This is a genomic window from Yersinia similis (assembly GCF_001053095.1).
Lineage (GTDB): Bacteria > Pseudomonadota > Gammaproteobacteria > Enterobacterales > Enterobacteriaceae > Yersinia > Yersinia similis.
Genome location: NZ_CGBP01000020.1, coordinates 46,994 through 70,414 on the forward strand (window position 1 = coordinate 46,994; position 23,421 = coordinate 70,414).

Here is a 23,421-nt window from a genome sequence, read left to right on the forward strand (position 1 = left end):
CGAGGCATGGATGCCGAGCGAGGGCCGCTTGAGCAGGAAGCGAATCGGCCCGGTCCGTCAGCGAAATGATGAATCGAGGGACCCCACGCAGTGGGCAAGCGATAGTGCGAAAGCGCGGGGTTCCAAGGGGGCCACGCTTATGGCCCCATTGGCGGTTGGTTCATCGGAGGCCAGGTGAGCTGTAAAGCCATAACAACCGAACCCGATCACCGACTCAAATCACTGAACCCGATCACCGACTCAAATCACCGCACCCGATCACCGCACCAAAAACTCCCCCCCAAACCCCCTATGACTCTGTGTATATCCCTAAACTTACGTTATTATTCGCCAGGAAATCGTTTATGAAGATAATCATTTGTAAAAATAATAGCGTACCTATTTATATTCAGGCAATTTGGTCAGCTAAATTCCAGTCGATAACGGCGTAGCAGGCGATACCGCAACAAACATTATTGCAACAAGCATTATTGCAACAAACAATACAGATAACAGAGAGCATGCATGACCAATAAGATTGGCTGGATTGATAACCTTCGGGCGGTGGCGTGTATTATGGTGGTGATGATTCATTCCACCACTTATTATGTGACCCGTGGCGCACAGGTAGGAGAACTAAGCTGGGATATCGCCAATGTGCTGAATTCAGCTTCCCGCGCGTGTGTCCCTTTGTTTTTTATGATCTCCGGCTATCTGTTCTTTGGCGAAAAAAGTGCTCAGAAAAAACACTTTATGCGTATTGGACTGTGCCTGCTGTTTTATAGCGTGATCGCACTGATCTATATTTCAACGTTGACCCCAATCGACGGTTGGGCCTCGTTGAAAAATATCCTGCAAAAACCAGTGTTTTATCATCTGTGGTTCTTCTATGCCATTATCGTGGTCTATCTGGTCTCGCCCCTTATTAATGTGAAACCCGTTTCGGGCCGCTATCTGGCAATATTGATCCTGTTACTGGCTGTTGTCGCCAACCCGCAAACCAGCAAGTTCTCTCTTGATGATTTCCGTTTGTTGCCTGCTAACCTCTATATTTACGGCGATACTTTCTATTATTTGCTGTATGCCATGTTAGGCCGAGCGATGGGTATGCTGGAAACTCAGGGACGGGGGATCAGTTGGGGAGCGGCGTTGCTGTTTGTCGTGAGTGTAATATGTATTGCCATCTCAACGGAAAAACAGACGCGAATTAATGGCAGTTTTGCTGATACGTTTTATATGTATTGTAGCCCGCTGGTGTTCGTTGCGGCGGTGTCGCTGTGGGTCTGGTTTAAAAATTGTCTGAATCAGCACATTACCTGGCTAAGTTGGCTCGCCAGGCATTCACTGGCAATTTATGGTTTTCATGCGCTGATTATTCACTTTATCCGCACGCATCATTATGATTTCACTGCTTACCCAGTGCTGGATATTCTTTATGTCTTTGCACTGACTCTCGGCCTAAGTATATTATTATCAATGGGATTGCAGTGTATTGATCGGCGGCGGTGGGTCAGTTAACCACGGCAACTCCCCGTTGTGGCACTTTATGATTAACGACGCTAGGGCATAATTAACAAATTCAGCGCTGTGCAAAGAGCCCATATACGGCACTGACTTCGATACTAATGTTGTTTTTTATCTGGGTTTATAAGTAAAACCCACCGAGAGGGTTTATTCTAGGTGGTTTAAAATTTGTTAAATTTATTCATAAAAATATACATATTGAAATGATAAATGAGATTTTTCCTATAATTTTAAAGAATTAATTCACCTATATTGTAGGAGATTTAATTTTATTTTCATTGAAAATTCTTATTTTTAATAAAATTAAAATAAAAACCCACGCCTCTATCATAAATACAATTTAAGTATTTGTTTGATTGTTATTTTTACTGTCACTTGTAGCTTGCTGTTAAATTTGATTATTTATATTAAAACTCTATTTTTTATAAATGGTAATGCAATTGATGGTTTAGTTTGTTTTATAAGATGAAAAGTCGATTTTTAGTAAAACTGACAAGCCTGAATTTACCCCAGTAAACTAGCATGGCATATAAATACTTTTCCATTTCAGTTGGTTATTGTTATTTATAATTTCTTACTCAGTAAAATTGGTAAGATTTTTAATAATTTTTTATTTTAAGAGTGTGTTGATATCTTGATATTGATGTGAAATTTTATTTGGGGTATTTTATTTTAGAGAGTAAAATCTCACTGTATATAATGATTTACTTTTCGTTCTAATTACATTAGACCCCTTTAACATTTTTTGATTTCACCATGAATGTATTCATTATTAATAATTTTACTATGTGGTTGGTATATCAGAGATATATCCTTTAAATGCAGTATCTACATAAAGGTTTTTAATATGTCTAACGTTAAGAAAAGTACTTTAATTATTGCTTTAGCAACTTCATCTGTTATTTATCAGGCTTTCGCTGCTGATGCAGGGAATGGGCGTATTAAGTTCACTGGAACGGTTATTAATGCACCATGCTCAATTGCATTAGATTCTATTGATATTAACGTAGACCTAGGGCAGGTAGCGAATAAGGTTCTGGCAACGGGTAATAAATATTCTCAGAGCGTACGGTATAACATTAATCTGCAAGATTGTAATCTGACGGCTCAAGAGAGCGGGGGTACCACTTATCCCGCAATGTCTAAAGTCAATGTCACCTTCAGTGGTATTGCTGACGCGACGGCTCCAGCCCTGCTGGCTAACACCGGTAGCGCGAAAGGAGTGGGTGTGCGCCTTATTGGCACGAATGACGTGCTACTCAAAGTGGGTGATACGAGTCCTGATATTAATCTGACGTCAGGTCCGAATCAGATTGTATTTGCTGCTCGTATTGAAGCAACCAGTGCGCCGGTAACTACCGGTACTGTTGTCTCTCAGGCAACTTATGCCCTGAATTATAAATAACAAATATTTAAAGTAACCTAAGGGGAGGCGACTCCCCTTGAATTAATATTTCGCCATAAGACAATGGTTTATATATGCCATATAATGCTAAAAGAAAAACAGCTATCTTTCGAATGGTGAAAGCATTAACAATAGTTTCAATATGGTTATTTTTGCCTGAATCGACTGCGGTAGTAAAGTTCAATACCAATATTATCGATGCAAAAGACCGTAGTAATATCGATCTCTCTCGTTTTGAGGTTGATGATTATACCCCTCAGGGGGATTATCTACTTGATATTCTGATTAATGGTCGGCTGTTACCTGAACGTTATTTAGTGACTTATCTTGCTATCGATGACGGAAAAGCAACGAAACTCTGTTTGACGCCAGAGTTAGTTAATCTATTTGGTTTATCTACGGAAATTCGTGAGTCGATGACATTATGGAATAACGGTAAATGTGTTGCTATTGATGAAAGAAAAGAGATCACAACTCAGTACGATAAAGAGAAGCAATACTTAATTATTTCTATTCCCCAAGCTTGGCTGGCTTATAACGATCCCTATTGGGTGCCGCCTTCACAATGGGGAAACGGTGTTGCTGGCATTTTATTGGATTACAACTTGTTTGGTTATCGTTACTCACCGAATATTGGTGGCAGCACCACGAACTTCAGCAGTTACGGCACTACCGGGGCTAATATGGGACCATGGCGTATTCGTGCGGATTACCAATATATCAATACAGAAACGGCGGGAGAGCACTACCATAATTTTAATTGGCCGCAAGTGTATGCTTTTCGAGCGATCCCCTCAATAGGCGCTAAATTTATCGGTGGGCAGACCTATCTCAACTCCAGTATTTTTGATTCATTCCGTTTTCTGGGCGTTTCACTCTCCAGTGATGAGCGTATGTTACCGCCGACGCTACGCGGTTATGCACCACAGGTCATGGGCATTGCCCGCACCAATGCCCGTGTAGTACTGAGCCAGAATGGGCGGGTGCTTTATCAGACTAACGTTGCACCAGGCCCCTTTGTTATTCAGGACATTAGCGAAGCCGTACAAGGGAATATTGAGGTCCGCGTGGAAGAGGAAGATGGCCGTGTCACTGTGTTTCAAGTCAACGCAGCGAGCGTGCCATTTTTAACCCGTAAAGGTGCCGTGCGCTATAAAACTGCGTTGGGCCGCCCGATGCCGGGGGGTAATAATTCAGCCAGTAATCCGGCATTCTTTAGTGGCGAATTCTCGTGGGGCGCATTTAACAATGTTTCATTGTACGGTGGACTGATGACGACTTCGCAGGATTACACCTCGGCTGCGTTGGGTGTCGGGCAAAATTTATATGACTTCGGCGCACTGTCTATTGATATCACCCACTCACGTGCGCAGTTACCAAATGAAGAAAAACAGAGCGGTGAAAGCTATCGGGTTAATTATTCCAAACGTTTTGAGCAGACTGACAGCCAGATTAGCTTTGCCGGATACCGTTTCTCGAAGAAGAACTTTATGAGTATGAGCCAGTATTTGGACCGGCTGAACGGAAATATCGCCCTGCAATATGATAAGCAAGCTTATACCGTGACGGCTAACCAGTATCTGGCCTGGCCGGATATCACGATATATTTATCGATGGCGCGTAGAACCTATTGGAATGCGGCCCCCAGTAACAATTACGGTATATCCATGAGCAAGATCTTTGATATTGGTACTTTTAAGGGTATTTCGGCGACGATATCCGCCAATAAAATGAATAATCCGTATGGCAGTGAGAATCAAATGTTCTTATCGCTCAGCGTCCCTATCAGTATGGGCCAGCAAGCCAGCTATGATGCACAGCAAGGTAGCAACACCGACTACACGCAAAATATCTCCTATTTCAACAACCAGGATTCGAAAAATATCTGGCGTATCAGCGCGGGTGGTGGCAACCCAGAACTGCAAAAAGGTAATGGCGTATTTCGTGGTGGTTATCAATATAGCTCACCTTATGGTGAATTTGGTCTTGATGGCAGCCATAAAAATAATGAGTACAACTCAATCAATGCCAATTGGTATGGCTCAATTACGGCGACCGCTTATGGGGTTGCTGCCCACCAGAATAAAGCAGGCAATGAACCAAGAATAATGGTTGATACCGGGGATGTCTCAGGGGTGTCTCTGAATAATAATTCGGCAGTGACGAACCGTTTTGGTGTGGCGGTTGTGAGTGGCGCGACCAGCTACCAGCAGTCTGATATCCGGGTGGATGTGCAGAATCTACCGGATGATATTGAGGTCTACAACACCGTTATCCAAAAAACGCTGACCGAAGGAGCAATTGGTTACCGTGAGATAAGGGCGGTAAAAGGTCAGCAAATGATGGTGATTATCCGCCTGAAAGATGGCAGCTTTCCTCCCTTGGGGGCATCCGTTATCACTGATAAAACGGGCGCTGAAGTTGGGATTGTGGGAGACGATGGCCTGACTTATTTGGCGGGATTACAAGACGCTGAGAGACTGACAGTCCAATGGGGAAAAAAACAGTGCACGTTCATATTGCCAAAAGATAAAGGAATGAATTCAGGAAAGGTACTGCTGCCCTGCCAGTGAGTGATTTTTTGGAACAATGTTCATTAAAACGGTTTGTTGATCGCACCGAGTTATTCACAGCCAAATGAGGCCCTTTACAGTGGAATAGCGAAATGAAAGATATAAATAGCATGATATGGAGACAACAACATTTGTGGGCAAATAAAACGCTATTAGGGATAGCGTTCAGACTGCTGACAAACCCCGATGACGCGATCTTGAACGGTGAGGATAGGCAGAAGAGTAAAGACGTCCGCGCCAAGGATGGCGCGGCTCGAGCCCCCAGGGAAGGGTTTACGGCGTCTTTACGATCTGCCTGTTCTCTCCGTCGCGGGCACTTTGTCAATAACCTCAACGCTATTAGGGATAGCGTTGTGGCTCACGACGTTCACCAGCCAGGCTGCAATTAATCTGGATCGGACACGTATTATCTTTAATAGTACCGATAAGTCCGCCAGTGTTATTTTACAAAATCAGAGCCTGTCATCACCTTATCTGGCGCAATCTTGGTTGGAAAATGCCAAAGGACAAAAAATAGAGAGTCCATTGGTGGCGTTACCCCCTATGCAGCGGATTGATGCCGGACAAAAAAGCCAGGTTAGGATTATGAAGCTACCGGATGCCGATAAGTTACCCACTGATCGCGAGACATTATTCTATTTCAATGTGAGGGAGATCCCACCGCAAAGTGCAATGACTAATGTAGTACAAATTGCGATTCAAAATCGGGTAAAGCTATTTTATCGGCCCGTGGCTATCAAAGCGAATTATAGTGATATCTGGCAGGAAAAATTACAGATCAGTAAACAAGTAGGGGGGCTTAAAATGGATAATCCAACACCTTATTACATTACGTTGGCTTATTTGAGTCAGAATGAGCGGGGTAATTTTCCTGGTTTTGACAGTGTGATGATTGCGCCTTTTAGTACTGAATTTGTTAAAACGCCGGGTTATAGTGGTAGCCGTTATAACGTTGGTTATATGGATGATTTTGGGGGCATTGTGATACGCATTTTTAACTGTTTATCAGCAGAATGCCAAATTCAGCCAGTTGAAAAGAGAAGGTGATACACGCACCCTGTTCAGCATATGAATAAGGAATAACAATGATGCAGACTATTTTAAATAAAATAAGTCGAGTCGGTGGCTGTATTGCCCTGTTATTCATGGTAATGCTGTTATCGCAAGCTGCCTATGCACTTGATTGTGTAGAGAAAGGCACTAATGTTGTCAATAAACCCGGCATTCCGATAGGCCAATTAGCGATACCGTCTAACATTGCACCTGGCACAAAAATCTGGGAATCGAGTGATATTACGGTAACGGCATACTGCGACAATGTTTTAGGCTCGGTGTATGATCAGGTCTGGTTCTATTTTAATCCGCTTGAGCAATCATTAGGTCGGGGATTACAGTTAGGTGTCAGCTACTTAGGACAAGATCTACAAACCAGCTCTGCTCGTTTAAGCACCAATAGCAGCCCAATCACTAGCGGGCAGAACGTAACGGTAACGGTGACTTTTCGTCTGTATATTAAAGTGACTAATGATCTTCCTTCCAGTGGAAATTATACCGGCCCGGATAGTTTTACGGTATTCCAATTGGACGGCTCTGGTGGTATTAACGTGACTGCGGGTGCCAAAAATCTGAGATATACTTTGTCTGGTTTAAGTATTGTACGCTTTATTGCCTGTGGTGCGGATTTAGTGATTTCTCCGGCGTCACAAATTGTGAATTTTGGTTCGTTTAATAAAGCCCAGTTACTATCCAGCAATAATAATCTTAGCCAACCTTTTTCTATTACTGCGATAAAACAAGGTTGTTTGGCTAATTTCTCCATTCAGGCACAGTTTTTAACCGCTAACCCATTGGTGGGGGACAATGGGATTGATCTGCAAAACGGCATTAAACTAACCATTTATGATGATAAAAATCAGGCGGTTGTGTACAACCGTTACGCTGATTTTGCGCAATTGAATAATATCTCTCAGGTGACAAGAAATTATACTGCCCGCCTAAATGCCATTGAAGGACAACCGATAAAGCTGGGCCAGTTTGATGCCACGGCAATCATTAAGATTAACTATTATTAGTGTGTGAACCGCGGCCCTATAAAAATGTGCTGAGTGATAATGAGTTACCCAGCACGTTGTTTATTCGCACTATTGACGACTACTCACACAATGGCAGCAATTGTTGATAAAGTTTTTTAAAGGTTACCCGGCGGTGGGTGTAATAGTGATGCTTTTGTGGATCCGGTAAATGCGTTTGTTCCAGCGCCAGCGGGGGCAATAAATCAGCCAATGGTACATCTGGGTTCATGGCGATTTGAGCTAGCCGGGCCGCGCCCAGCGCTGGGCCAACGTCACCGCCGGTGCGATATTCCAGCGTTTGGCCACTGATATCAGCCAGCATTTGTCGCCAGTAGGCACTGCGAGCGCCGCCGCCAATTAATGTGACTGACTTTGGCTGTAGCCCACTAGCATGGAGAGCATCCATTCCATCTGCAAGTGCGAACCCGACACCTTCCAATACTGCGCGGGCTAGATCTGGCCGCCCATGCTCATGGGTGAAGCCCCAAAACGCCCCTTTAGCATTAGGGTTGTTATGAGGGGTGCGTTCGCCGGAAAGATAGGGTAGGAACCACACTGGTGTTGCAGCCATTGGTTTTTTTTCTACCTCAGCAATTAAGGCGGGAACACTGCCAGCCCCGGTGAGTTGGCAGGCCCAATCCAAACACGAGGCGGCACTGAGCATGACTGACATCAAATGCCAAGTATTAGGCAGTGCGTGGCAAAAACTGTGAACCGCACTGGCTGGATTACTGAGAAAACCTTCGCTGACTGCAAAATAGACGCCGGATGTCCCCAGTGACAACATCGCCTGTCCGGTCTTATACAGCCCAACCCCTACCGCCCCGGCCGCATTATCGCCACCGCCGGCGACAATCGGTACTCTGTTGATACCCCAACGTTTGGCGATGTCGGCACTGATATGGCCGGTTATTTGGTTACCTTCAAACAAGGTCGGCATGTGCTGGCGGCATAAACCACAGGCAGCCAGCATCTCATCACTCCAGTCACGTTGTGCGACATTCAACCACATCGTACCGGCAGCGTCAGACATATCCGTGGCGAAATCACCGCTCATCAGGAAGCGCAGATAATCTTTTGGTAATAATACCTTATCGATAGATTGAAACATGTCTGGCTCATGTTCTGCCAGCCACTGCAATTTGGGAGCGGTAAAGCCCGGCATCATCAAATTACCGGTTATCTGGCGTGATGCCGGTACCGCTTGCTCCAATGTTTGGCACTGAGAAAAACTGCGGCCGTCATTCCATAAAATGGCTGGGCGCAGCACCTGATGTTGTTTATCTAGCAAGGTTGCTCCGTGCATTTGCCCGGTCAGCCCGAGCGCTTTTACTTGCTGCATATCGTGTTCTGCGGCCAGCGCTTGCATGACCTGATTGGTTGCTTGCCACCAATCAGCAGGATTTTGTTCAGACCATAAAGGATGTGGGCGAGAAACCGTTAGTGCTGCGTTTTGGCTGGCAATTACTTGCCCATTTTCGGCCAGTAAAATAGCTTTAACGCCGGAGGTGCCCAGGTCGATGCCAACATACATATGCTTTCCTCAAATTTTAATCGGCTATTCTACTCGCCATTTTGGCCGCCTCTAAGGGCGACCCGTTAGAGTTTATCAACTTAGTAAGCGATCAACTCAGTAAGCGATCAACTCAGTAAATGATCAACCAAATAAATAGCGGTTAACCTTATTCTCTAGCAACTCTTGATGACCGCTTTGGTGCTGCGGGTTCAGGTTATGTTGACTGGCATAGCGGGCGAGCTCTTCCAGCGACAGTTTACCTTGTAGGATCTGTTGGCCCAGCTCGCTATTCCAACCGGCATAACGTTTGGCAACGATCTGATCTAATTGTCCATCTTCAATCATTTTGGCGGCAAATTTTAGCGCCAGTGCCATGGTGTCCATCGCGCCAATATGGCCGTAGAACAGATCATATTTATCGGTACTCTGGCGGCGTACTTTGGCATCAAAATTCAGGCCCCCGGTGGTAAAACCGCCCGCTTTGAGGATCTCGAACATCACCAGTGTATTCTCTTCCACACTGTTCGGGAATTGATCGGTATCCCAGCCCAGTTGCGGGTCACCACGGTTAGCATCCACTGAACCAAAAATACCTAATGCGATGGCACTGGCAATTTCGTGATGGAAAGAGTGCCCGGCCAGCGTGGCATGGTTGGCTTCAATATTGACTTTAATCTCTTTTTCCAATCCGAACTGCTTAAGGAAGCCGTAAACCGTTGCGACGTCATAATCGTATTGATGTTTAGTGGGTTCCTGCGGTTTTGGCTCAATAAGTAGCGTCCCCTGGAAACCCGTTTTGTGTTTATGTTCGACGACCATTTGCATAAAGCGGCCAATTTGTTCACGCTCTTGTCGCAAATCCGTATTCAACAGTGTTTCGTAGCCTTCACGTCCGCCCCATAACACATAGTTTTCACCGCCGAGTTGGCGGGTGGCATTCATGGCCGTAAAGACCTGGGTGGCTGCCCAGCTAAACACCTCTGGATCAGGATTGGTCGCGGCACCAGCACCATAGCGAGGATGGGTAAAGCAGTTAGCCGTGCCCCATAATAATTTCACACCACTGGCTTCTTGTTTTTCAGCCAGTACATCGGTCATTACGGCGAAGTTATTCAGATATTCCTGCAGTGACGCGCCTTCTGGCGAGACATCCACATCATGGAAGCAGTAATACGGTACATTCAGTTTATGGAAGAATTCAAATGCGACATCGGCTTTGCGTTTAGCCAGAGCCAGTGCATCCCCAGAATGTTGCCAAGGGCGATCAAAAGCATTGGCACCGAACATATCGGCCCCGCCCCAACAGAAGGTATGCCAGTAACAGGCGGCAAACCGCAGATGGTCAGCCATCCGCTTACCAAGGATCATTTCATCCGGGTTGTAGTGATGAAATGCCAGAGGATTCGTGCTCTGGCTACCTTCGTAGCGCACTTGTTCTAATTCATTAAAATAAGATTGCATGCAATACTCCTTGGAAGCAGGCCCTGCTTTTGCTGGGCTGGTGAACGTTTATACCCGTGATACTTCAAGTTGCCTGTACGTTAGCGGTTTCGTTCAGTTGTTGCCGCTAGCCTGCCACTCGAATTATTTAGGGTACATCTTCGGAGTTGTTGGCTATTCTCTCAATTACGTTATTTCACACTTAAATTCAGAGAATTATTAATTGTGGTGTAGATCTCATAAATAACGACTTAATTATAAAAATCCCTTTATATTCATCAGGTAGATGAAAACTTCGGTATAAATCCGCGTTTATGGGGAAAGAAAACATGATCGTTATCATAAAATTAACATTAAACCAAAAAACATAATTGGCGGATGAAAATCTGTAATTGCCGATGTGCTAATAAGCGTCAACAATCCTATTGCAGTTGATGTTTACCGTTTCTCTTACCCTGCTTGCACAATAAGAAAGGTACCAAAAGATGAAATTTAAGAACATTTTACTCTCCGCATGCGCTGCACTGGTAATGTTTAGTCAGCCTGGATTTAGCAAAGAAATTAAAATTGGTATGGCGATAGATGATTTACGTCTTGAGCGCTGGCAAAAAGACCGCGATATCTTTGTTAACAAGGCAGAATCCCTCGGTGCTAAAGTTTTTGTTCAATCCGCTAATGGCAATGAAGAAACACAAATGGCGCAGATTGAAAATATGATTAACCGTGGTGTCGATGTCCTGGTTATTATTCCCTACAACGGGCAAGTATTAAGTAATGTGATCGCCGAAGCAAAACGGGAAGGTATAAAGGTTTTAGCTTATGATCGCATGATAAATAATGCTGATATTGATTTCTATATCTCCTTTGATAATGAAAAAGTAGGTGAATTACAGGCCAAAAGTCTGGTTGAACGGGTACCTCAGGGCAATTATTTCCTGATGGGCGGTTCACCAGTGGATAATAATGCTAAATTGTTCCGTCAGGGGCAGATGACCGTCCTTAATCCATTGATAAAGGACGGTAAAATCAAGATTGTAGGTGACCAATGGGTTGATGCCTGGTTACCCGAAAATGCGTTAAAAATCATGGAAAATGCCTTAACGGCAAACAATAACAATATTGATGCCGTGGTGGCATCTAATGATGCAACCGCCGGTGGTGCCATTCAGGCTTTAGCCGCACAAGGGCTAGCCGGTAAAGTGGCTATTTCTGGTCAGGATGCGGATTTAGCCGCTATCAAGCGTATTGTTGCCGGTACGCAAACCATGACGGTATACAAGCCTATCAGTAAACTGGCCAATGATGCAGCTGAGATTGCCGTGACATTGGGTAATGGTGAGCAACCGAAAGCGAACAGTACGTTAAATAACGGTATGAAAGATGTTCCTGCTTATTTGCTAACACCTATTCAGGTCGATAAAAATAATATTGATAGCACAATCATCGCTGACGGGTTCCACAAAAAATCAGATATTTATTAATTAATATGTCGCTGATTGGTTTTATTGCTTTAATAAATGGCCAGTGTTTGTAAGGTGTTAATTTTGAATTAATAGACTATCACTCATCTGGCCGTTATTTTATCTATACCCGAGTTTATTGGTGTTGCCGATGGGCAGTAAACGGGTGGCGAGAGCCACTAACACTGCAATAACATCAATAAATAAGGGTATAACAAGGAGGGGAACATGCCCTACCTGCTAGAAATGAAAGATATTACCAAGCAGTTCGGCGTCGTCAAAGCCGTAGATAATATTAGCCTGACGCTGGAAGCAGGGCAGGTATTATCGTTGTGCGGTGAGAATGGGTCTGGAAAATCCACTTTAATGAAAGTGCTATGTGGTATTTACCCCACCGGATCCTATCAGGGGTCAATAATATTTTCTGGCGAAGCCTTACAGGCAAAAAGTATCCGCGAAACAGAACAAAAGGGCATTGCGATTATTCATCAAGAGCTGGCGCTGGTGAAACAAATGTCAGTGCTGGAGAATATGTTCCTCGGCTCAGAATGGGGCCGTTTCGGTATTATGGATTACGACGCCATGTATTTACGCTGCCAACGGATGTTGGCGCAGGTCAAACTGGTAGTCGACCCCCATACACCAGTCAGTGAATTGGGGCTTGGGCAGCAACAATTGGTTGAAATTGCTAAAGCATTAAATAAACAAGTACGGCTGCTGGTACTGGATGAACCAACGGCGTCACTGACTGAAAGTGAAACCGCCATTTTGCTGGATATTATTCGTGACCTGCGTAACCACGGTATTGCCTGCATCTATATTTCTCACAAATTGAATGAAGTAAAAGAGATATCAGATCATATCTGTGTGATCCGCGATGGCCGCCATATCGGCACCCGCCCGGCATCAACCATGAGCGAGGATGACATTATCGCCATGATGGTAGGCCGTGAGCTAAAAGAACTCTATCCCCATGAAGCCCATCACATTGGCGAGGAGATTCTACGGGTTGAAAACCTCTGTGCCTGGCATCCGGTGAATCGCCATATTCGCCGGGTTGACGATGTCTCTTTCTCCTTGAAGCGTGGTGAGATTTTGGGGATTGCCGGGCTGGTAGGGTCTGGCCGGACGGAGACCGTTCAGTGCCTGTTTGGGGTATATCCGGGCCGCTGGCAGGGCGATATCTTTATTAAAGGGCAAGCAACGACTATTCGTTCGTGCCAGCAAGCGATGAAATTAGGTATCGCGATGGTGCCGGAAGATCGCAAAAAAGACGGTATCGTGCCAGTGATGGGTGTCGGCGCTAATATCACACTGGCGGCACTGGATGATTTCACTGGCGCTTTCAGTTTGCTAGATGACGCGAAAGAACAATCGACAATTGTACAGTCCTTGGCTCGACTAAAAGTGAAAACGTCTTCTTCAGAGCTGCCTATTGCCCGTCTGAGTGGGGGGAATCAGCAAAAAGCTATTTTGGCCAAGTGCCTATTATTGAATCCACAAATCTTGATCCTCGATGAACCGACACGCGGCATCGACATCGGTGCAAAATATGAAATCTATAAACTTATCAATCAACTGGTCCAACAGGGGATCGCGGTCATTGTGATTTCCTCTGAACTGCCAGAGGTCTTGGGATTAAGTGATCGGGTGCTGGTCATGCATCAGGGGCGCATCAAAGCCGATCTTATCAACCATAACCTGACTCAAGAAAAGGTCATGGAAGCCGCACTCAGGAGTGAAACCCATGTCACAAGCTAATCAATCTGAACTTAACTCACCAGAGAATGGGGATAAAAAGCCATTTTTTCGGCTAAAATCCGTCAACTTACAAGTTTTTGTTATGCTGGCCGCGATTGCCATTATCATGCTTTTTTTCACCTTCACGACAGAAGGGGCCTACCTGAGCGCCAGAAATATCTCTAACTTGCTGCGCCAGACGGCGATCACCGGCATCCTGGCGGTCGGTATGGTGTTTGTCATTATCTCAGCCGAAATTGACTTGTCTGTTGGCTCGATGATGGGGTTGCTGGGTGGCATAGCTGCCATTTTTGATGTCTGGCTCGGCTGGCCGTTGCCGCTGACCATTGTCGTTACGTTGGCGCTGGGGCTGGTATTAGGGGCATGGAACGGTTGGTGGGTCGCGTATCGTAAAGTACCTTCGTTTATTGTTACGCTCGCGGGCATGTTGGCTTTTCGTGGCATTTTAATTGGTATCACCAATGGTACGACGGTTTCGCCGACCAGTAATGCGATGTCGCAGATTGGTCAGAGTTATCTGCCAAGTGGCATTGGTTTTGGCATAGGGGCTATTGGCCTGATGCTGTTTGTGGCCTGGCAATGGCGTCGGCGTAATCACCGCATCCGGTTGGGGCTACCGGTTGCCGCCCCGCAGGGGGATGTGACTCGTCAATCTATTACCGCAGTTATCGTTCTGGGTGCCATATATTTATTGAATGATTATCGCGGTGTACCTACGCCGGTACTAATCCTGACTGCATTAATGCTGGCGGGGGTATTTATGGCCACTCGCACCGCTTTTGGTCGCCGGATCTACGCTATTGGCGGCAATATTGATGCGGCGCGTCTGTCTGGTATTAATGTAGAGCGCACTAAACTGGCAGTATTTGCGATTAACGGACTGATGGTGGCGATGGCTGGTTTGATCCTCAGTTCACGTTTAGGCGCAGGTTCGCCTTCTGCTGGCAATATCGCTGAACTGGATGCGATTGCGGCGTGTGTTATTGGCGGTACCAGCCTGGCCGGAGGAGTTGGCAGTGTGGCGGGGGCAGTAATGGGCGCATTTATTATGGCTTCTCTTGATAATGGGATGAGCATGCTAGATGTGCCGACGTTCTGGCAGTACATTGTCAAAGGTGCAATTTTGCTGCTGGCCGTGTGGATGGATTCCGCTACCAAACGCCGGGTGTGACTTTACCCCATAGAAAAATCAGTGGCATACCGCGCTGATTTTTCTGTCTGTTCAGCCTTGATATCCCATGCATTTCAGGAGCTACCCCCATGTTTGAAAAACGCTACCGGATCACCTTGTTGTTTAACGCTAACAAAGTGTACGACCGGCAGGTGGTAGAAGGCGTCGGCGAGTATTTACAAGCCTCGCAATGTGATTGGGATATCTTCATTGAAGAGGATTTTCGCTGCCGAATCGACAATATCAAGGATTGGTTGGGCGATGGTGTGATTGCGGATTTTGATGACCGGCAGATAGAGCAACTGCTGGCAAATGTGAACGTACCGATTGTCGGTGTCGGTGGCTCTTATCATCAGCCGGAAGATTATCCGCTGGTAGATTATATCGCGACTGACAACGAAGCATTGGTCAATGCGGCATTTATGCATTTGAAGGAAAAGGGATTAAACCGTTTTGCTTTCTATGGGTTGCCCGCCAGTTGCGGTATGCGTTGGGCGCAGGAACGGGAATACGCATTTCGCCAATTAGTGTCTGCTGAACAATATCAAGGCGTGGTTTACCAAGGAATGGCAACGGCTCCGGATAATTGGCAATACGCACAAAACCGGCTGGCAGATTGGGTACAAACCTTGCCGCATCAGACGGGGATTATCGCCGTAACTGATGCACGGGCACGTCATTTATTGCAAGTGTGTGAGCATCTGGATATTGCTGTACCAGAGAAACTGAGTGTGATCGGTATTGATAATGAAGAGTTAACCCGTTATTTATCGCGGGTGGCGCTCTCTTCGGTGGTTCAGGGAACCCGACAAATGGGGTATCGGGCGGCCAAGTTACTCCATCAACGTCTGAATCTGCGGCAAAAACAGCAAACAGCGCCTCCCTTACAGCGCATTTTAGTCCCACCTGTGAAAGTCATGGCCCGCCGCTCTACGGACTTCCGCTCATTACGTGACCCAGCAGTTATTCAGGCGATGCATTACATTCGTCACCACGCTTGCAAGGGGATCAAAGTTGAACAGGTATTGGATGCGGTAGGGATGTCGCGCTCAAATCTGGAAAAGCGTTTTAAAGATGAGATCGGCCAAACCATCCATGGCGTGATTCATGAAGAAAAACTCGATCGGGCGCGCAATTTACTGGCGGCGACATCACTTCCTATCAATGAAATATCGCAGATGTGCGGTTATCCATCGCTACAATACTTCTATTCGGTGTTCAAAAAAGGTTATTCCATCACACCGAAAGAGCACCGTGACAAATACGGCGAAGTAAGTTACTGACCCTTTCTGAGCGGATGATAATGTTCTGTGACATGGTTTTATTGGGGGATTTATTTAGCCTGCTAATCTAATGGATAGCGCCATACAATAAACGCGCTATAATCGCCGACTTAGATAACGCTTATCTATGGAAGATCATCGTCCCCGGTGGGGCGGCTGGACTTCAAATCCAGATGGGGCCGCCAGCGGTCCCTGGCAGGTTCGACTCCTGTGATCTTCCGCCAAAGCTCTTCCGTATTACTCCCCAAAAGTCCTAAAAACCCCAGTAAAACCAATAGATAGAGCGTTTTGTTGTCCGTAGGTGTCCGAGCTTATCTCTCTAAATCCGTAACAATTGTGTATAGTAAAGGGTATAGAATTACCCTATACCTTTTTGAGCTATACACATGCCACTTTCAGATATCCAGATTCGCCGTGCTAAATCACAAGAAAAAGCCTATACCCTGAGTGACGGGCAAGGGCTATCACTCTTAATTGAACCTAACGGCAGCAAAGGGTGGCGCTTTCGCTATCGTTTTGCCGGTAAAGCCCGATTAATGTCATTAGGGACTTATGACTTGATATCCCTTGCTGAAGCTCGCTCTAAGCGAGATGTGGCACGTAAACAGGTTGCAGATGGAACAGATCCCGCAGAGGTGAAAAAGGCTGAGAAGTTGGCGCAGCGGTTTTCATCGGAAAACTCTTTTGAGGCCATTAGCCGTGAGTGGCACAAAGCCAAAGCCGATCGCTGGTCATTGGGCTATAGGGAAGAAATCATGAGTACCTTTGAGGCGGATATATTCCCATATATTGGTAAACGGCCAATTGCAGAAATCACACCGCTGGAATTACTTGATGTACTTCAACGTATCGAAAAGCGCGGAGCCTTAGAAAAAACTCGCAAAGTACGTCAGCGCTGCGGGGAAGTATTTCGTTATGCCATTATTACCGGTCGGGCTGAATATAATCCCGCCCCTGACCTTGCTAGCGCATTAAGCACGCCAAAGAAACAGCATTACCCGTTCCTGTCTGCCGAAGAGATGCCATATTTTATTCGTGACCTAGAGGGTTACACCGGCAGCATCATAACCAAGAACGCTGCGAAGATACTTATATTAACTGGTGTACGAACTAAGGAAATGCGTTTTGCTACTTGGCAGGAAATCGATCTTGAGAGCGGCTTGTGGGAGATTCCAGCAGAACGAATGAAGATGCGCCGCCCCCATATCGTGCCGCTATCTACGCAAGTTATAGCGCTATTTAAACAGCTTTTACCCATCACCGGGCATTACCCCTACATTTTCATTGGACGGAATGACCGTAAAAAACCTATAAGTAAAGAAACAGTAAATCAGGTCATTGAATTACTGGGTTATAAAGGCCGTGCGACGGGTCACGGATTTAGACATACCATGTCAACGATTTTGCATGAGCAAGGCTATGATAGTGCATGGATAGAGCTACAATTGGCTCACGTTGATAAGAATAGTATTCGCGGTACTTACAACCATGCGCAGTATCTTGAAAAGCGTAGAGAGATGTTGCAGTGGTATGCTGATTCAATATATTAGTTAAAGAAATTATGCCGAGGATTAACAATGAACCTCGGCATAGTTTTATTATCAGAATGGTAACTCATCATCTACTATATTTGCGATAGGCATATTTTTTATCAAAATTTGGCCGACCATTCTATCGGCAACTATTTTTAATTTCTCATTTGATAATCTAGGTTCCGACCATCCTTTAGCAAAACTGACGTTATCAGAACGTGGCCTTTTATTTTCTGGAAGATAATTAATCTTAATTTTTGCTGGAAGAGCAGCAGCTTCACCAACAAAAATAGCTTCCTGTTGAGCAAGTGATGGCAAAGAAGCTACAAGGCCTGATAAGCCGTCTGGTAGGAACTTAGCTACGTGTTGTTGATCCGTTGAGTTTGTTAATCTTAATACAATCCAAGAACCACATTGTGAGATAACGGTACTTTCTATATCAGCAGGCCTTTGGCTTACTAACATTAGGCCAAGTCCATATTTCCGCCCCTCCCTAGCAATTCGTCGAATAGCTGATTGTGCAGCTGCATATTGTGCTTCACCATGATTAGGAACATATCTATGGGCTTCTTCACAGACAAGTAAGAATGGGTCTGAGATTCTTTCTTCTAAAGTTTGATGGACTTTATATTGAAATAAAAGACGAGATAAAGTTGCTGTCAGTGGGCCAGCAACCTCATTAGGTAAGCCAGATATATCAATTATCCTTATATCCTTATATAATTCACCAACTTTTATTTCACCTACAAGCTGATTTAATACAACTTCTAAAGTTATTGCATCATCATTATTAACCCATTCTTCCATCAAAAATGAAATTCTTGGATCTCTTCTTAAGACAGATAGCTTATCAAGTATTGATTTGAATTTTTCTGAAAAATTAGAATCAGTTTCTTTTTCAATTTTTCCTTTTACTATTCTTGCAGCTTGAACATATCTTATATGATTTTCAAACTCAGAAAGTGAGAAAGCGATAGGTTTATCTGAATCAAATGACATTATTTCTTCAATGGTTCTACCATTATTCGGCCGAGGTTCATCTGGTGACATGCCATCGTTTGGAACATCCCACTCATAATTTTTAGGGGCTGATGAGACTAAACCAACAGAAACCATTCTGCTATGTGCCAATGCTTTATAAATGATATTATTCTGAGAAGTAGCCTCCTTTTCTGTTTTCCCAATAATCAGAGTCCTAAATTCATCTGATGACATTAACCAATATGGTAATTTAATATCTTTTTTATTTTCATTCTTTTCTAAAGCACTATACGCTTGATATGTTACACCTCTATCTAGAAATGCAGTACCATATTCATCATGAGGGTCTATCATGATAATTCGGGGAGAAATTATTTTACCTTTTATACATGAATGGTCTAAAATACTATGAAGTAAAGTTGCTACAGCACCTGATTTTCCTGAACCTGTTGATCCTAAAACTGCACAATGTAAGCCGAATAGTTTATCTATATTGGCTCTACAGGGTATTGATGTAGCACTCGAGTATCTAGCAAATGGAACTAATGGGTTAAATTCCCCATTTCTTGCCCCCTCTGCTGCTGAAAATAAACCAGAAGACTCGGTGTGAGTAAGTAGATATACCCCTTGCAAGGGTAAAGGATATGTTTTCACTCCTCGACTGAAACTTAATGTTTGCGCGGATTGTGACCATTGTCCATGCGAAAAAAGTTCCACCTCCATTATTCTTTGATCTGCTTCTGGTGGGATTGGTAAGGAGTTTCCCACTACTTCATCAGATCTCATTCTTAATAATGTTACAAATCCAAATATTATATTTCGTCCAAAATGAATTTTAACTATACTGCCAAGTTGGCCTATAGGATAAACTTTTCCCTCATAACTCCTCGTTAATTCCTCTACATTATTTGATAGTTCAACTTTTATTTTTGTTCCAGAAACCTCGATGATTTTTCCAATCTTTAGTTCTTCAATTGGTATAAATTCCATTAAATAACTCCTTCTTTCATTACGGTAGTAATACCTGAGAATGTCCACCAGTCATCATATTTTTCTTTTCTTTTCAGTACTGGTTTATCAGATACATACAAACCTTCCTGAGTGGCTATATAAATTCTTTTTCCCCAAACCTCCTTTCTCCATGTATTTAGAACGTCAGGAATACTGCCATTAATTTCTTGGCAAAATGCTAAGAGAACTGTCTTGCTATCCGGATTTGACATTGATAAGGATATTTCTTGATTAATGTGTTCATCACCAAAACTATACCCGCAAACTATTAGTACATTATACGATGGTGATGAAATAGCTTTTCTAAATAAATCAAATTGAGATGAGAATGGATCTTTCTGAGTCGCTACATATTTTGTAGACTGTGGGTAGATAAGAACCCTACGGTTTTTTGGGGGGTATGTATCCCTATCTCTTACTCGCCATAAATATCCATCATCATTTTGGTACCAATCTATTGAACCATGCATTTTTACTACATATGCTTTAGCTTCACTAACGGGTTCACTTTGCCCATATCGATAAGTTCTATATGCTACAGCTCCGCCACTAAAACCATCCCAGTATGGGATTTTATTTAAAGATAATGCATCTTCAAGAAGCGTATCATAATTAGTTGTGAATAGCCTAACCGGCTTTCTTCGCTCGTTTATACCAGCTCTTAAGTTATAGAATAGTGTTTTTATGAAATTAAAATGATCATCTATTCTTACTATAAAATTATCCTTGTCACCGACTTCTCTTTTCTCTCCTTCTACATATCCATATCTAATGGTGTCAGCTATATTATTTAATATTTCATTGTGTGCGCTTTCAATCTGATCAAGAGTAAAAATGGTATTTCCAATACTTATTTCTTTTGTTACTGAGCGGGAAGCTATAGCAGAATAGTCACCTAATTGACTGAGTATGTGTTCTATATGAACATCTTGAGGTAGTTGTACCTTTAAAATATTCACTAACTTTAATACGTCAGGACTGTCATTTAATAATTCAACAACCCTATTCGTAAGTGGATACATTAAGGGTATTTTCGCATTGTAGCTAATGCCAGCACCTAATAGCCAATTCTGTTCTGGGCAATTTAGTAATTCTTGAAATTGTTCAAACTCTTCATCCACATCATCAATCATAACAGCTCCTAATTACTCGCCTTGAAATAATAATAGGTGTAATTACTTTATTGACTGTAATCACAACTAATCCTGTGATAGCAGCGACACTCACTGTATATAAAGTTTTTTGCTAGTAAGATACAGTCTTGAATCAAGTTTATAGTACATATATCAATAACAAGAGAAAATAGGTAATAATAAAATTAAAAATTTCAACAGGTTACTATTTTTAAGGGGACTACGAATTATGTGACGCTAAGGAGACATTTTTAATTCGGCTTTCAACCTAGCCGCGCGCAATGGTCCCCCGCCTACGCGCTCTGACTTTATCATGCACTTTTCATGCATGGCATAGAGAGCCTACAAGCCCTTGTGGCGCGGTGTTTCAGATGTTTTGATGCTGAGGCGTTGCATGCAAATTCATGCACTATATGCATGCAGTGCTCTTTTTGGCAGGCTAGCCAGAGAAAAGGCCCTTAAACGGCAAGGGTGAAGTGGCGAGAACGGGAGACAAACCCCCGCCTTGAGAGGTTACAGGCGGGGTGGGATTATTAATGAATTCGTGCGTTAGAACCGTAGCGATTTAATACTTTTCGCTCTGGTAGAATAACGGCGGGTATTATTTCAGGTTCTTTAATGGGAGGGCGGGTAATGATTTTATCCACACTCTCAATCGATTTAAAGGTGCAAGAACATTCTATATTCTGGCACTGATAATAGGCCTCTTTGGTCTGCTCAGATAAATAGCGGCTGGCACGCGTATGAGACGCATGTTTACATACTGGACAACGCATCATAATTATTGCTCCCCAGTTGGATTCAATTTTGCTCGTTTATCTCGAATACGCTGGCCTAATTGCCCTCTTTTGAGCGGGCTGTTGTACAGAATGGAGTCTACATAATCCGGTTGGGGCCGTTGTAAGGTCAGTTCAGCCAGAACGGTCTCTTTTTCCATATTCAAGGGATACAGGGCGGCGGCCCCAGTTGCTTTAGCAATAAGCATACCCAGCGCGCGCTCAGGTGATTCGTTACCGTAGACATCGTTAACGACCATTTTGATTTTTACCGCCCGAATGAGTTCGGACGACAAGGTACGCAATGCAGCGACTATTTCCATGTCTGCGTAAGCCATCAGGGCTGCCCGGTGTGTTGTCTCATAGGGTTTTGCGGAAACGCACAATTTTAATATGGCTTCACTTTTATCCAGCTCCAGCTCTTCAATCAAATGCCCGAATTCCTGTGCCAGCTCCCGTTGTGAAATCCGGCGGATATGTTCGGTTTGCAGCTCATCGGTTATTTCGCCGCGCAGGCTACGAAACAGTTTGCGCCAACTACCATCCGCCTGCTGGCTTTGAGTTTCTGCCTCACGCTGTTTTTTCTGACTGCGGGCAATAGAAGTAATGATTTCATCGTATGCCTGTACGTTCTTCAGGTGTTGCGCTTTTGCCGCTTTGAAACTTTCAAGGGCGGATGTAATCGGGTGTGTAGTCATCTGGTTCATGGGGGTATAACTCCGAGTCAGTCAATGTGGAGTCATTTTGCAAGCTCTCACACAACGCCTCAATCAATGCCCGTTGTGCCATTTCCCATACAACACACTCTCAAATCAAACTAAAAGGGCTATAAAAATAATAGTTTTATAAAAACTGTTCACTACTCTTCACTTCAGGAAAAAAGTATTAATAATCAATAAATAAAAGGGTGAACAGTTCATTTAAAACTATTCACCAAGTGTTCACTACTGTTCACTTGGTTAAAAAGAGCTTTTTCTCTGGCTAGCTTAAAAAGCAGGCAAAATCCTCACTGTTGTGCTCAACCACCACCACTCTTTTTAGAGCATTTTAATATCAATCAATGTCTTTTAATTCATTTTAGCTTTAACTACTCAGTACAAAAAAACACCCCTTCCACACATATACCCGAATACACCCACATAGACCCAGAGAGTCAAATACCGTCATTTTTACGCGTGTTTGTTGTGGGAAATCACACAACAACGGCTTGTTGCATCAGATAAAAATATTCTCACAATAGGGAGCTACCCAACTGAATCCCAGCAAACCCGGCGGTATATGGCCGGACAACAACAAGGTAGCTTTTCATGCTTGCAATGACACAACAGGCTCTATCCAATACGCCACCACCCATGGCAACACACTACCCTCGTGACCGCTTTATGCGTTTGCCTGAAGTGATTAACACCACCGCATTATCCCGCTCGACCATTTATGAACTGATTAGCCGTGACCACTTCCCCGCACAGATTTCCCTCGGCGGTAAGAACGTTGCATGGCTGGCCTCTGAGATTGAGGGCTGGATGGCAGAGCGTATTGCTAACCGTCAGGGGGTATCAGCATGATCACCCTAAAAATCGGCGAGCAATTCTTCACTCTGAATGAGGGCGACGTGCAGTACATCGCTGAGGCGTTCCAGATTGCGCAGCAACAACCCGGTCTTGCTTTACCCAAGTACCGTAGCCAGCTAAACGGCGTGGTGCAAGTGATGTCAGGCAATGCGTCGAGTACGCCAGCACAGGCCAATTTCTACGCCCGTGCCCCTGCTCAGCCCAAGCCTGATATTCTGACTGACTGCTAAATC

Annotated in this window: 18 protein-coding genes, 1 tRNA gene and 2 pseudogenes; 15 read left to right on the forward strand and 6 right to left on the reverse strand. The window is 44.2% G+C overall.

Annotated features, from left to right (window positions below; all coding sequences use genetic code 11):
• The first annotated feature begins 299 nt into the window (after positions 1 to 299).
• The 7 genes and pseudogenes from AC971_RS25210 to AC971_RS14715 all read left to right on the forward strand — a co-directional run bounded on the left by AC971_RS25210 (position 300) and on the right by AC971_RS14715 (position 7,553).
• Positions 300 to 515: pseudogene (locus tag AC971_RS25210) on the forward strand (hypothetical protein).
• A complete protein-coding gene (locus tag AC971_RS14690; RefSeq protein ID WP_025381911.1) occupies positions 505 to 1,497 on the forward strand; it encodes an acyltransferase in 993 nt (330 codons plus the stop codon). Before AC971_RS25210 ends, AC971_RS14690 begins: the two are co-directional and overlap by 11 nt.
• 853 nt (positions 1,498 to 2,350) lie before the next feature.
• Entirely contained in the window at positions 2,351 to 2,908 is a 558-nt protein-coding gene (locus AC971_RS14695) for a fimbrial protein (protein ID WP_025381910.1), read from the forward strand.
• Between the two features lie 152 nt (positions 2,909 to 3,060).
• On the forward strand, positions 3,061 to 5,481 hold the full coding sequence (locus AC971_RS14700) for a fimbria/pilus outer membrane usher protein (protein WP_231573020.1): 2,421 nt from the start codon (positions 3,061 to 3,063) through the stop codon (positions 5,479 to 5,481).
• A gap of 272 nt (positions 5,482 to 5,753) precedes the next feature.
• Positions 5,754 to 5,816, forward strand: a pseudogene (locus AC971_RS25775) (gluconate 5-dehydrogenase); the annotation flags it as partial.
• Entirely contained in the window at positions 5,800 to 6,528 is a 729-nt protein-coding gene (locus AC971_RS14710; RefSeq protein ID WP_038402469.1) for a fimbrial biogenesis chaperone, read from the forward strand. The pseudogene AC971_RS25775 and the gene AC971_RS14710, both read left to right, overlap by 17 nt.
• A 38-nt stretch (positions 6,529 to 6,566) precedes the next feature.
• Positions 6,567 to 7,553 (forward strand): fimbrial protein, encoded by a 987-nt coding sequence (locus AC971_RS14715; RefSeq protein WP_025381907.1) that lies wholly within the window; start codon positions 6,567 to 6,569, stop codon positions 7,551 to 7,553.
• Between the two features lie 79 nt (positions 7,554 to 7,632).
• Here the strand turns inward: AC971_RS14715 and xylB are convergent, their stop codons facing one another.
• Positions 7,633 to 9,087, reverse strand: coding sequence for a xylulokinase (xylB, locus tag AC971_RS14720; RefSeq protein ID WP_025381906.1), 1,455 nt, complete (start codon positions 9,085 to 9,087; stop codon positions 7,633 to 7,635).
• A 123-nt stretch (positions 9,088 to 9,210) separates the two neighbouring features.
• Positions 9,211 to 10,530 (reverse strand): xylose isomerase, encoded by a 1,320-nt coding sequence (xylA, locus tag AC971_RS14725; RefSeq protein ID WP_025381905.1) that lies wholly within the window; start codon positions 10,528 to 10,530, stop codon positions 9,211 to 9,213.
• Between the two features lie 464 nt (positions 10,531 to 10,994).
• Between xylA and xylF the strand changes: the two genes are divergently transcribed.
• From xylF to AC971_RS14750, 6 genes are all read left to right on the forward strand, one after another.
• Positions 10,995 to 11,990, forward strand: coding sequence for a D-xylose ABC transporter substrate-binding protein (gene xylF, locus AC971_RS14730; protein WP_025381904.1), 996 nt, complete (start codon positions 10,995 to 10,997; stop codon positions 11,988 to 11,990).
• A 207-nt stretch (positions 11,991 to 12,197) separates the two neighbouring features.
• Positions 12,198 to 13,730 (forward strand): xylose ABC transporter ATP-binding protein, encoded by a 1,533-nt coding sequence (locus AC971_RS14735; protein ID WP_025381903.1) that lies wholly within the window; start codon positions 12,198 to 12,200, stop codon positions 13,728 to 13,730.
• On the forward strand, positions 13,717 to 14,901 hold the full coding sequence (gene xylH, locus AC971_RS14740) for a xylose ABC transporter permease XylH (RefSeq protein ID WP_025381902.1): 1,185 nt from the start codon (positions 13,717 to 13,719) through the stop codon (positions 14,899 to 14,901). The genes AC971_RS14735 and xylH overlap by 14 nt, the downstream gene beginning before the upstream one ends.
• A gap of 89 nt (positions 14,902 to 14,990) precedes the next feature.
• A complete protein-coding gene (gene xylR / locus AC971_RS14745) occupies positions 14,991 to 16,184 on the forward strand; it encodes a D-xylose utilization transcriptional activator XylR (protein ID WP_025381901.1) in 1,194 nt (397 codons plus the stop codon).
• A gap of 129 nt (positions 16,185 to 16,313) precedes the next feature.
• Positions 16,314 to 16,408: transfer RNA gene (locus tag AC971_RS24375), tRNA-Sec, on the forward strand.
• Positions 16,409 to 16,570: 162 nt separating this feature from the next.
• A complete protein-coding gene (locus AC971_RS14750; RefSeq protein ID WP_025381900.1) occupies positions 16,571 to 17,734 on the forward strand; it encodes a tyrosine-type recombinase/integrase in 1,164 nt (387 codons plus the stop codon).
• A gap of 51 nt (positions 17,735 to 17,785) precedes the next feature.
• Here AC971_RS14750 and AC971_RS14755 read toward each other — a convergent pair whose 3' ends face one another.
• From AC971_RS14755 to AC971_RS24740, 4 genes are all read right to left on the reverse strand, one after another.
• Positions 17,786 to 19,687: an ATP-binding protein gene (locus tag AC971_RS14755; RefSeq protein ID WP_025381899.1), complete on the reverse strand. Its 1,902-nt coding sequence runs from the start codon at positions 19,685 to 19,687 to the stop codon at positions 17,786 to 17,788.
• Complete coding sequence (locus AC971_RS14760; RefSeq protein WP_025381898.1) at positions 19,687 to 20,841, reverse strand: SIR2 family protein; 1,155 nt, start codon at positions 20,839 to 20,841, stop codon at positions 19,687 to 19,689. Before AC971_RS14760 ends, AC971_RS14755 begins: the two co-directional genes overlap by 1 nt.
• Before the next feature lie 533 nt (positions 20,842 to 21,374).
• Complete coding sequence (locus AC971_RS14765) at positions 21,375 to 21,620, reverse strand: ogr/Delta-like zinc finger family protein (protein WP_025381897.1); 246 nt, start codon at positions 21,618 to 21,620, stop codon at positions 21,375 to 21,377.
• 2 nt (positions 21,621 to 21,622) lie between these two features.
• The gene (locus tag AC971_RS24740) at positions 21,623 to 22,324 is read right to left on the reverse strand and encodes an aldehyde dehydrogenase (protein WP_174407866.1); all 702 of its coding nucleotides are present in this window, start codon (positions 22,322 to 22,324) and stop codon (positions 21,623 to 21,625) included.
• A gap of 600 nt (positions 22,325 to 22,924) precedes the next feature.
• Here AC971_RS24740 and AC971_RS14775 point away from each other — a divergent pair.
• Positions 22,925 to 23,182: a helix-turn-helix transcriptional regulator gene (locus tag AC971_RS14775; RefSeq protein ID WP_025381895.1), complete on the forward strand. Its 258-nt coding sequence runs from the start codon at positions 22,925 to 22,927 to the stop codon at positions 23,180 to 23,182.
• Positions 23,179 to 23,418: a hypothetical protein gene (locus tag AC971_RS14780; RefSeq protein ID WP_231573021.1), complete on the forward strand. Its 240-nt coding sequence runs from the start codon at positions 23,179 to 23,181 to the stop codon at positions 23,416 to 23,418. The genes AC971_RS14775 and AC971_RS14780 overlap by 4 nt, the downstream gene beginning before the upstream one ends.
• Positions 23,419 to 23,421: the final 3 nt, after the last annotated feature.

What these genes read in the sequence shown, in the direction of transcription:
- AC971_RS14760 (WP_025381898.1), bottom strand. Translation starts at nt 20,841, where the DNA reads ATGATTGATGATGTGGATGAAGAGTTTGAACAATTTCAAGAATTACTA.
- AC971_RS14775 (WP_025381895.1), top strand. Translation starts at nt 22,925, where the DNA reads ATGCTTGCAATGACACAACAGGCTCTATCCAATACGCCACCACCCATG.
- xylH (WP_025381902.1), top strand. Translation starts at nt 13,717, where the DNA reads ATGTCACAAGCTAATCAATCTGAACTTAACTCACCAGAGAATGGGGAT.
- xylB (WP_025381906.1), bottom strand. Translation starts at nt 9,087, where the DNA reads ATGTATGTTGGCATCGACCTGGGCACCTCCGGCGTTAAAGCTATTTTA.
- xylR (WP_025381901.1), top strand. Translation starts at nt 14,991, where the DNA reads ATGTTTGAAAAACGCTACCGGATCACCTTGTTGTTTAACGCTAACAAA.
- AC971_RS24740 (WP_174407866.1), bottom strand. Translation starts at nt 22,324, where the DNA reads ATGAACCAGATGACTACACACCCGATTACATCCGCCCTTGAAAGTTTC.
- xylF (WP_025381904.1), top strand. Translation starts at nt 10,995, where the DNA reads ATGAAATTTAAGAACATTTTACTCTCCGCATGCGCTGCACTGGTAATG.
- AC971_RS14750 (WP_025381900.1), top strand. Translation starts at nt 16,571, where the DNA reads ATGCCACTTTCAGATATCCAGATTCGCCGTGCTAAATCACAAGAAAAA.
- AC971_RS14755 (WP_025381899.1), bottom strand. Translation starts at nt 19,687, where the DNA reads ATGGAATTTATACCAATTGAAGAACTAAAGATTGGAAAAATCATCGAG.
- AC971_RS14765 (WP_025381897.1), bottom strand. Translation starts at nt 21,620, where the DNA reads ATGATGCGTTGTCCAGTATGTAAACATGCGTCTCATACGCGTGCCAGC.
- AC971_RS14690 (WP_025381911.1), top strand. Translation starts at nt 505, where the DNA reads ATGACCAATAAGATTGGCTGGATTGATAACCTTCGGGCGGTGGCGTGT.
- AC971_RS14780 (WP_231573021.1), top strand. Translation starts at nt 23,179, where the DNA reads ATGATCACCCTAAAAATCGGCGAGCAATTCTTCACTCTGAATGAGGGC.
- AC971_RS14715 (WP_025381907.1), top strand. Translation starts at nt 6,567, where the DNA reads ATGATGCAGACTATTTTAAATAAAATAAGTCGAGTCGGTGGCTGTATT.
- AC971_RS14735 (WP_025381903.1), top strand. Translation starts at nt 12,198, where the DNA reads ATGCCCTACCTGCTAGAAATGAAAGATATTACCAAGCAGTTCGGCGTC.
- AC971_RS14695 (WP_025381910.1), top strand. Translation starts at nt 2,351, where the DNA reads ATGTCTAACGTTAAGAAAAGTACTTTAATTATTGCTTTAGCAACTTCA.
- xylA (WP_025381905.1), bottom strand. Translation starts at nt 10,530, where the DNA reads ATGCAATCTTATTTTAATGAATTAGAACAAGTGCGCTACGAAGGTAGC.